This is a genomic window from Pseudomonas sp. SH10-3B (assembly GCF_019891415.1).
Taxonomy (GTDB): Bacteria; Pseudomonadota; Gammaproteobacteria; order Pseudomonadales; family Pseudomonadaceae; genus Aquipseudomonas.
The window spans coordinates 98886-108277 of the sequence record NZ_JAFLXD010000022.1 but is presented as its reverse complement, the minus strand read 5'-3'; the positions used below and the strand labels follow the sequence as shown (position 1 = coordinate 108277).

Annotated in this window: 3 protein-coding genes; all 3 read left to right on the top strand. The window is 62.8% G+C overall.

The window, feature by feature from the left end; genetic code table 11:
- The first annotated feature begins 163 nt into the window (after window positions 1-163).
- Genes recC through recD form a run of 3 tightly spaced genes read left to right on the top strand, consistent with a single transcriptional unit; the run spans window position 164 to window position 9386 of the window.
- Window positions 164-3613 carry an exodeoxyribonuclease V subunit gamma gene (recC, locus tag J1G35_RS17770; protein ID WP_223015582.1) on the top strand — a complete coding sequence of 1150 codons (3450 nt, stop codon included), beginning with the start codon at window positions 164-166 and terminating at the stop codon, window positions 3611-3613.
- Complete coding sequence (gene recB / locus J1G35_RS17765) at window positions 3610-7284, top strand: exodeoxyribonuclease V subunit beta (protein WP_223015581.1); 3675 nt, start codon at window positions 3610-3612, stop codon at window positions 7282-7284. The genes recC and recB overlap by 4 nt, the downstream gene beginning before the upstream one ends.
- Window positions 7281-9386 (top strand): exodeoxyribonuclease V subunit alpha, encoded by a 2106-nt coding sequence (gene recD / locus J1G35_RS17760; protein WP_223015580.1) that lies wholly within the window; start codon window positions 7281-7283, stop codon window positions 9384-9386. Before recB ends, recD begins: the two co-directional genes overlap by 4 nt.
- Window positions 9387-9392: the final 6 nt, after the last annotated feature.

The following is a 9392-nucleotide window of genomic DNA, read 5'->3' as shown; positions in this document are numbered from 1 at the left end:
CCATGTGAGAGTAGGTCATCGTCAAGATTAAATTCCGAAACCCCATTTGCGAAAGCAGATGGGGTTTTGTTTTGATCGGTCGAAAAGTGCGAAGAGGCGCCTCGGCGTGGCCTTCAGTGCTAAAGTCCATGCCCTCGATTTTGCTTTTCCCAAGGAAGCCGTTATGCCGGATGCGACGTTCCTCAGCGCTGGATTCATGGTGGTTCACGGCAACCGCCTGGACGAACTGCGCAGCCTGGTGGTGAGTTGGATGCGCCGTTATCCCTTGGCGCCCTTGGAAAACGAAATCGCCCTGGTACAAAGCAACGGCATTGCCCAGTGGCTCAAACTGGCCTTGGCTGAAGACCCGGAAGACGACGATATGGGTGGCTGCGGAATCGCCGCCGCCATCGATGTACAGCTCCCCGGCAGCTTCATGTGGCAGCTCTATCGCATGGTGCTGGGACGTGACGAAATCCCTCCCAAATCCCTGCTCGATAAAGCCCCGCTCACTTGGCGCCTGATGCGCCTGCTCCCGGAGCTCATCGATCAGCCGCACTTCGAACCGTTGCAGCGCTTCTTGACCCATGACTCTGACCTACGCAAACGCTACCAGCTGGCGGAACGACTGGCGGACCTGTTCGACCAATATCAGGTCTATCGCGCTGATTGGCTGGAAGACTGGGCCGCAGGCCGCCATCAATTGCGTAACGGTCGAGGCGAATCCAAGCCACTCAACCCTGCCAACTGCTGGCAAGCCGAGTTATGGCGTGCGCTGTTGTTGGACGTAGGTGAAGAGGGCATGGCTGAAAGCCGCGCCGGCGTGCATCAGCGCTTCATCGAACGTATCAATGCGCTTGAGGAAGCACCGAAGGGGCTGCCTTCTCGGGTGATTGTCTTCGGGATCTCTTCCTTGCCCGCGCAAGCGCTCGAGGCGTTGGCCGGCCTCGCCCGTTTCAGTCAAGTCCTGCTGTGCGTGCACAACCCGTGTCGCCACCATTGGTCCGACATCGTCGCCGACAAAGACCTGCTGCGTAACGAATACAAACGCCAAGCACGCAAAGCCGGCATGCCCGTTACCATCGACCCACAAACCCTGCACCAACACGCCCATCCGCTGTTGGCCGCCTGGGGAAAACAAGGTCGCGACTACATCAGCCTGCTGGACAGTTACGACGATCCCAACAGCTACCGCGCCGCTTTTCGCGATGGCCGAATCGACCTGTTCAGCGACAGCGAACCCACCACACTGCTCAACCAGCTTCAGGACGATATCCTCGAACTGCGCCCACTCAATGAGACGCGCGAGCTATGGCCTGCTGTCGATTTAGAGCGTGATACCTCCATCCGCTTCCACATTGCCCACAGCGCCCAACGCGAAGTCGAGATTCTCCACGACCAACTGCTCCAACGCTTCAGCGCCGACCCCACGCTTCGCCCAAGGGACATCATCGTCATGGTCCCCGACGTCGACAGCTATGCGCCGCATATCCGCGCGGTATTCGGTCAACTGGACAGAGTTGATCCCCGCTTCATCCCCTTCACCCTGACCGATCAAGGCCAGCGTGGCCGCGATCCCCTGCTGATCGCCGTCGAACACTTGCTCAAACTCCCCGACAGCCGCTTCCCCGTCAGTGAGATTCTCGACCTGTTGGACGTCCCGGCCCTGCGCGAACGCTTCGCCATCAAGGAGCGCGATCTGCCCACGCTGCACCGCTGGATCGAAGGCGCCGGCATCCGTTGGGGGCTAAACGCCGAGCAACGCGCGGGTCTCGGTCTGCCGAGTGAGCTGGAACAAAACAGCTGGCGATTTGGCCTTCGCCGCATGCTTCTAGGCTATGCCGTCGGCACCGGTGCAGCCTGCGAAGGCATTGAGCCTTACGACGAAATCGGCGGGCTTGATGCGGCCTTGATCGGCCCCCTGGTCGCTTTGCTTGATGCGCTCAGCGATGCCCATCAAGCGCTGTCACAACCCGCAGCACCCCACGAATGGGGCGAGCGTCTGCAACGCCTGATGCAACTATTCTTCCTACCCAGCAGCGAGCACGACGACTACCTGTTGGGTCAGCTTGAGCAACTCAGGGAAACCTGGTTGGAAACCTGCGAGTCCGTCGGCCTACAGGATGAGTTACCGCTTACCGTAGTCCGCGAAGCCTGGCTGGCCGGCCTGGACCAAGGTCGTCTGTCCCAGCGCTTCCTCGCCGGAGCTGTCAATTTCTGCACCCTGATGCCCATGCGCGCCATCCCCTTCAAACTCGTCTGCCTGCTCGGCATGAACGACGGCGACTACCCACGCGCCCAGCCACCGCTGGATTTCGACCTGATGGGCAGCGACTACCGTCCCGGCGACCGTTCGCGCCGTGAAGACGACCGTTACCTGCTACTCGAAGCCCTGCTGTCCGCCCGTGACCAGCTCTATATCAGTTGGGTCGGCCGTAGCATCCGCGATAACAGCGAGCGCCCGGCCTCTGTACTCATCGGCCAACTGCGGGACCATATCGCCGGTGGCTGGCACAACGCACACGAAACACCGCTACTGGACGCGATGACCCAGGAACACCCGCTCCAACCCTTCAGCGCCCGCTACTTCCACGAAGGTGATCCGCTGTTCAGCTACGCCCGCGAATGGCAGTTACTCCACGCCGTCCCGGATGCCGTTACACAGGAAGACCAACTGGCGCAGCACCAACAGGAGGAGCCCCTGAGCCTCGGCCAGTTACAGGATTTCCTACGCAACCCGGTCAAACACTTCTTCAGCCAGCGTCTGAAAGTGTTCTTCGAAGCCGCCGAAGTACCCCTGGCCGATGAAGAGCCCTTCGTGCTTGACGCGCTGCAACGCTACAGCCTGAGCGATAGCCTGTTGAACGCTGCGCTGTCCCAACCCGAGCACCTCGACCAGGCCCTCAACGCGCAGGCCCTGCGGTTGCAAGGCAGTGGCCTGTTGCCGATGGTCGGTTTCGGCGAGTGCCTGCGCAACGAACTCATTGAGCCCCTGCCCGACTTGTTGCAACGCTACCAGCACTTGCTGGCTCTCTGGCCAACGCCACACACCGCTGCAGAACCGATCAGTTTCGAGCATCAAGGTATAGCGCTGGAAGGCTGGATCAGCGGCCTGCATCGACGCAGTGATGGCGGATTGCTGAGTGTCACCACCATCCCCAATAGCATCGGCTCGATCAAAACACGCAAATGGCATCGCCTGATCCGTCCTTGGGTCAATCATGTGGTGGCCTGCGCCTGCGGCCTGTCGTTGAGCACGGGGTTGGTGGCCAGCGACGATACGTTGCTGCTGGCCCCGCTGGATCAGCCCATCGCCCGGGAAATCCTCGGCAACCTGCTGTTGGCCTGGCACAGCGGCATGAGAGAACCGCTCCCGGTAGCCGTCAAGACCGCCTTCGCCTGGCTCAGCCAGACCGATCCGGTCAAAGCCCACGCCGCCGCGAGCAAAGCCTATGAAGGCGACGGCCTGACCACCGACGGCGAGCGCCGCGAAACCCCGGCGCTCACCCGACAGTTCCCCGATTACGCCGCCCTGGTCGCCAGCGAAGAATTCGAAGGCTGGTGCGAAACCTTGTATCGACCGCTCATCAACGCCCCATGGCGATCACTCACAGGCGAGGAGGCCGGCGCATGAGCAGCAAACCCTTGGCCCTGGCCTTCCCGTTGCATGGCAGCCAGCTGATTGAAGCCAGCGCCGGTACCGGCAAAACCTTCACCATCTCCGCCTTGTACCTGCGTCTGGTCCTTGGCCACGGTGGCGATGAGTCCGGTTTCGGCCGTGAACTGCTGCCGCCGCAAATCCTCGTGGTGACCTTTACCGATGCCGCCACCAAAGAGCTGCGCGAACGCATCCGCATTCGCCTTGCCGAAGCCGCACGTTTCTTCCGCGAAGAGATTGAGCAGCCCGACGCGTTGATCGCCGACCTGCGTGCGCAATACCTCCCCGAGCAATGGCCCGCCTGCGCCAACCGCCTGGACATCGCAGCCCAGTGGATGGATGAGGCGGCGGTTTCCACGATTCACAGTTGGTGCCAGCGCATGCTGCGCGAACACGCGTTCGACAGCGGCAGCCTGTTCACCCAGACCCTGGAAACCGACCACAGCGACCTGCTCGGCGAAGTGCTGCGCGATTATTGGCGACTGTTCTGCTACCCGATGCACGACGACGCGCTCAACTGGGTACGCAGCAACTGGGGCGGTCCGGCCGCGTTGATGCCACGCGTGCGCGCACTGTTCGGCAGCGAACGGCCGACGGATGAAACCCGCGAACCCGCCGAGTTGATCAACGCTTGCCTGCAAGAACGCCGTGAAGCGTTGATAAACATCAAGGCTCCCTGGCAACAATGGGCCGCCGAGTTGCGCGAAATCTGCCTGCAAGCCGTGGCCGCCAAAGCCGTCGACGGCCGCAAGATGCAAGCGCGTTACTTCGAGCCCTGGTTCGAAAAGATCAGCGCCTGGGCCGCTGACGAAACCCTGGAACAGTTGGATATTGGCACCGGCTTCACCCGCCTAACTCCCGACGGCATGGCCGAAGCCTGGAAGGGCGACCCGCCGCAACACCCCGGCATCGACGCCATGGCCGGCCTCAAGGCCGCCCTCGACGCGCTGCCAACCCCTGACGCGGCGGTGTTGCAACACGCTGCCGGTTGGGTGGGCAACCGCTTCGAAGAAGAAAAACGCCGGCGTGCCGAAATGGGCTTCGACGACATGCTGATCCGCCTCAACGCCGCCCTGCAAGCCGATGGCGGCGAGCGCCTGGCCAGTGTGATCCGCGAGCAGTTCCCGGTGGCCCTGATCGACGAGTTCCAGGACACCGACCCGGTGCAATACAGCATCTTCGACAGCATCTACCGTATCGAAGAGAACCACCTCGACAGCGGCCTGTTCCTGATTGGCGACCCCAAGCAAGCGATCTACGCCTTCCGCGGCGCCGATATCTACACCTACCTGCGCGCGCGCAAATCCACCCTCGGCCGTCACCACACCCTGGGCACCAACTTCCGTTCCAGCCATGCGATGGTCGAGGCGGTGAACCATGTGTTCCAGCGGGCGGAAACGGGCCGGGGCGCGTTCCTGTTCCGGGAGTCGAATGGCGACAATCCGGTGCCGTTCCACCCGGTGTTGTCCCAAGGCCGCAAGGAAAAGCTGCAGGTCGACGGCCAAACGTTGCCGGCGATGAACCTTTGGCACCTGCCCACCGACCAGCCGGTTTCCAACGCGGTGTACCGCCAACAACTGGCCGGCGCCTGTGCCACGCAGATTGTCGAGTTGCTCAACGGCGGGCAGCAAGGTACGGCTGGTTTCCTGCAGCCGGACGACAGCTTCAAAGGCGTACTGCCGTCGGACATCGCCATCCTCGTGCGCGACGGCAAGGAAGCCCAAGCCGTGCGCGCCGAATTGGCCGCCCGTGGCGTGCGTAGCGTGTACCTATCGGACAAGGACTCCGTCTTCGCCGCCCAGGAAGCCCACGACCTGCTTGCCTGGCTCAAGGCCTGCGCCGAGCCGGACGTCGAGCGGCCGCTACGGGCTGCCCTGGCTTGCGTCACCTTGAACCTGTCACTGCCGGAACTGGAGCGTCTGAACCAGGACGAACTGGCGTGGGAAAGCCGCGTGATGCAGTTCCGTGGCTACCGCGCGATCTGGCGCACCCAAGGCGTACTGCCGATGCTGCGTCGCCTGCTGCACGATTTCAAACTGCCGCAAATCCTGATCGCCCGCAGCGACGGCGAACGTGTGCTGACCAACCTGTTGCACCTCAGCGAGTTGTTGCAACAAGCCGCGTCGGAACTGGACGGTGAACAGGCGTTGATCCGCCACCTGGCCGAACACCTCGCGTTATCCGGTCAAGCCGGTGAAGAGCAAATCCTGCGCCTGGAAAGTGATGAGCAACTGGTCAAGGTGGTGACCATTCACAAATCCAAGGGCCTGGAGTACGACCTGGTCTTCCTGCCTTTCATCTGCTCGGCCAAGCCGGTCGACGGCAGTCGCCTACCGCTGCATTACCACGATGAACAGGGCAAATCCCACGTCAGCCTGCGTCCGACCGCCGAGTTGATCGCCCAGGCCGACGATGAGCGCCTGGCCGAAGACCTGCGTTTGTTCTACGTGGCCCTGACCCGCGCCAAACATGCCTGCTGGCTGGGCGTTGCCGACCTCAAGCGTGGCAACAGCAACAGTTCGGTATTGCACCTGTCGGCGTTGGGTTACTTGCTCGGCGCCGGAGCATCGTTGAGTGAGTCCGCCGGCCTCGCGCGCTGGTTGCTGGACCTTCAGGACGGCTGCGCGGCCATCCACTACACCCCTGTGCCCGACGCCCAAGACACCCTGTTCCACCCGCCGCGCAACACCGCCACCTTGCTCGCGCCCTTGTTACCTAAGCGCAAGGCCGCCGAGAACTGGTGGATCGCGTCCTACAGTGCCTTGCGCATTGGCGACAGCATGAGCGTCGCCCACCTCGAAGCGCCCGAAAGCCCACAGGCGCAAAAGCTGTTCGATGACGAACGCCTCGACCCCGACGCACCGCGTGAAGTGGCAGCGTCCGGCGCAGACATACACCGTTTCCCACGCGGTCCGAACCCCGGCACCTTCCTTCACGGTCTGCTGGAGTGGGCCGGCGAAGAAGGCTTCAACGTGACCTCGCAAGCGATCAAACAAGCCGTAGGCGCGCGCTGCAATCGCCGCAACTGGGAAGGCTGGATCGTCACCCTCAGCGACTGGCTAGGCCATCTGCTGCAAACGCCGCTGCCGGTGGATAACGACCAGGTCGCCCTGAGCAACCTGCAGCATTACCAGATCGAAATGGAGTTCTGGTTCGCCAGCCATAAAGTCGACGTGCTCGCCCTCGACAAGCTGGTGTGCCAGCACACCCACAACGGTGTGTCCCGCGTCGCCGCCGAAGCGGTGCTGCTCAACGGCATGTTCAAGGGGTTTATCGACCTGACTTTCGAACACGATGGCCGTTATTACGTGGCCGACTACAAATCCAACTGGCTCGGTCCCGACGATTCGGCCTACACCAAGGACGCCATGGAACAGTCGATCCTTGAGCATCGGTACGACCTGCAATACGTGCTTTACCTGCTGGCCCTGCATCGCCAACTCAAGGCACGCCTACCGGACTACGACTATGACCGTCATGTCGGCGGCGCGCTGTACCTGTTCCTGCGCGGCACCCAGGCGGTCAGCCGAGGGGCGTTTTTCACCCGGCCGCCACGGGAGCTGATCGAAAGCTTGGACCTGCTGTTCCAGGGCAAGCCCATCCCGCCCAAGGTTGAGCCCGCCTGGGAACAAGGAGTGTTGTTATGAGCCTGTCGCCGTTACCGCTTGAGGCATTAGCGCCCTTGAGCCGCGCCGCCGACCTGGTGCACCTGCTGGAGCGTTGGGTTGAGCGGGGTTGGCTGCGGGCGTTGGACAAGGCCTTCGTGGGCTTCCTGCACGAACTCGATCCACACGCCGACCCCTTGGTGTTAGTGGCGGCGGCGCTGACCAGCCATCAACTGGGCCACGGCCATGTGTGCCTGGACCTGTTCGAAACCCTCAACGCGCCGGATTTTGCCCTGTCCTTGCCGCCCGAAGGCGACCTGCAAACCGGCGCCATGCTGCTGCCGTCGCAATTGCTCGACGGCCTCGACGGCGCCCACTGGTGTCACGCGCTGGCCGTCAGCCCATTGGTGGCCCTGGCGGTGGACGGCAGCGAATCGGCGCACAGTCGTCCCTTGGTACTGTCGGACAAACGCCTGTACCTGCGCCGCTACTGGACCTACGAACGGCGCATCGACAGCGCACTGCGCCAGCGTCTTGCCACCCTGGAAAGCGTCGCCGCCGATTTGCCCCAGCGCTTGAATGGCTTGTTTGACCAACCGCCGCCCGATGGCGTGATCGACTGGCAGAAACTCGCCTGCGCCCTGGCCACCCGCGGAGCATTCAGCATCGTCACCGGCGGCCCCGGCACCGGCAAGACCACCACCGTGGTGCGCTTGCTCGCGCTGTTGCAGGCGCCCGCCGTAGAGTCCGGCAGCCCGTTGCGCATCCGGCTGGCCGCGCCGACCGGTAAAGCCGCCGCGCGTTTGACCGAATCCATCAGCCAGCAAGTGCTGTCGCTGAACGTACCGCAAAGCGTGAAGGAAAAGATCCCGACCCAGGTCACCACGGTTCACCGCTTGCTGGGCAGTCGCCCGGGCACTCGGCACTTTCGCCATCACCTTGGCAATCCGTTGCCCCTGGATGTGCTGGTGGTCGACGAAGCCTCGATGATCGACCTGGAAATGATGGCTAACCTGCTCGACGCGTTACCGCCCCATGCCCGCCTGGTGTTGCTGGGCGACAAGGACCAACTCGCCTCGGTAGAGGCCGGCGCCGTACTCGGTGATTTGTGCCGCGACGCCGAGGCCGGCTGGTACAGCCCCGACACCCGCCAATGGCTGCAAACCGTCAGCGGCGAAGACCTCAGCGCCAGTGGCCTGCATGAAGACCTCGATGGCAGCCATCCCCTGGCGCAGCAAGTGGTGATGCTGCGCTACTCGCGCCGTTTCGGCGAAGGCAGCGGCATTGGCCAACTGGCGCGCTGGGTCAACCAGCAAAACGCCGAAGAGGCCCGCAAGCTGCTGGCCGCGCGCAGCCACAGCGACCTGTTCTGCGTCAGCCTCAAAGGCGAACACGACCACGCCCTGGAGCGCCTGGTGCTGGACGGGCAGGGCGGTGGCGCCGAGGGTTATCGCTATTACCTCAACCTGCTGCACAGCGCGCGGCCCGCCGTCGACACTCCGCGCGATGACCTCGCCTGGACCCACTGGGCACAACAACTGCTGCAAGCCTTCGATGCGTTCCAACTGCTCTGCGCCGTGCGCAAGGGCCCTTGGGGGGTGGAGGGGCTGAACCTGCGCATCACGGCCGCCTTGCGCAAAGTGCGCCTGATTGAAGGCGATGAGCAATGGTACGAAGGCCGCCCGGTGTTGATGACCCGCAACGATTACGGCCTAGGCTTGATGAACGGCGACATCGGCATTGCCCTCAAACTGCCTGAAAGCGACGGCGGCCCCCAGGTGCTGCGCGTGGCTTTCCCGCGTAACGATGGCCAGGGTGGCGTGCGATTTGTACTGCCCAGCCGTCTCAATGATGTGGAAACCGTGTACGCCATGACCGTGCACAAATCCCAGGGTTCGGAGTTCACCCACACAGCGCTGATCCTGCCGGACGCGCTGAACCCGGTGCTCACCAAAGAGTTGATCTACACCGGCATCACTCGCGCCAAGCGCTGGTTCAGCCTGATCGAACCCCGTGGCGGCGTGTTTGAAGAGGCCGTGCGACGCAAGGTCAAACGCTTGAGTGGGTTGATGCTGGAGCTGGGTCAGGAGTCAGAACTATCTGATGCTGTGCTATCGTTGCGGCATCACCCCGACAACCCCTGAGAGAAT

Excerpts from the sequence above, each read along its gene's own strand:
- recC (WP_223015582.1), top strand. The coding sequence starts at position 164 with ATGCCGGATGCGACGTTCCTCAGCGCTGGATTCATGGTGGTTCACGGC.
- recB (WP_223015581.1), top strand. The coding sequence starts at position 3,610 with ATGAGCAGCAAACCCTTGGCCCTGGCCTTCCCGTTGCATGGCAGCCAG.
- recD (WP_223015580.1), top strand. The coding sequence starts at position 7,281 with ATGAGCCTGTCGCCGTTACCGCTTGAGGCATTAGCGCCCTTGAGCCGC.